This window comes from Streptomyces katrae (assembly GCF_000966975.1).
Classification (GTDB): domain Bacteria; phylum Actinomycetota; class Actinomycetes; order Streptomycetales; family Streptomycetaceae; genus Streptomyces; species Streptomyces katrae.
Genome location: NZ_JZWV01001403.1, coordinates 1 through 899 on the forward strand (window position 1 = coordinate 1; position 899 = coordinate 899).

Below are 899 nucleotides of genomic sequence, written 5' to 3' on the forward strand. Positions count from 1 at the left end.
TTCACGGGCTCACTCCAGCGACGGGTGGAGCCGGCGGGGGCCGGCGGCCGGATGTTCGCGGAGCCTGTCCTGGAGGGCCCGGCTGGTCTCGGTCAGCCGCGGCGGGCCGCTGAGGGGCGGGACCCCGGAGACGCTGACTCCGGCCGGGACCGGCGCCACGTAGTGGTCCGGCGCGGTGACGGTGGTGTAGCCGGTGGCGGCGGCGATCACCGCCGTCAGCATGAGCGCGGCCCGCGCCCAGCGGCGGGCGCGGTGCTCGCTGAGGGTGCGGACGGTGGCCGCCGGAGGCGGCTCCAGAGGCACGGCGGGCCGCACCGCGCCGAGCCAGGCCCGCAGTACGGCCGACTGCTCCTGCGGGGGTACGCCGGCCAGCCCGGGGAGCCGGGCGGCGAGGTCGGCGTGGGCACGGAGCAGGCGGTTGCCGGTGGTGGGGGTGCTGGCCTCGGTCTCGGCGGCGGTGTCGGGCAGGTCGAGGCCGACGCCGTCGTAGAGCAGCACGGTCCGGCGGTGCGCGGGCGGCAGTGACAGCAGGGCGCCCAGCAGGATGCGGTCGTTGGGGTCGGCCGGGGCCTTGTCGGGGCGGCCGAGGGTCCGGTGGGCCCGGCGCAGCCGCCGCCAGGGGGAGAGGGCGTACTCGTACGCGGCCGAGCGGACCCAGCCGACGGGGTCGGGATCGGTGGCCACCTCGGGCCACTGCGCCCAGGCCTGACGGAACGCCCGCTCCACGGACTCCTGCGCGAGGGTGCGACGCCCCGTCAGCAGGTAGACCTGCCGGACGAGGGCGGGGGCGGAGTAGGCGTAGAGGCAGTCGAACGCCTCGGCGGGCCGCGCGGGGCGCGCGGGCGCGGCGGGCGCGGCCTGCGGGGCGGCGTACGCGGCTCCGTCGCCCGGCGCCCCCG

1 protein-coding gene is annotated in these 899 nt (G+C 79.2%); it reads right to left on the reverse strand.

All coding sequences use genetic code 11. From position 1 onward, the window contains the following. Nucleotides 1–9: 9 nt before the first annotated feature. A partial coding sequence (locus VR44_RS37720) for an RNA polymerase sigma factor (RefSeq protein ID WP_052714014.1) occupies nt 10–899 on the reverse strand: 890 nt, incomplete at its 5' end.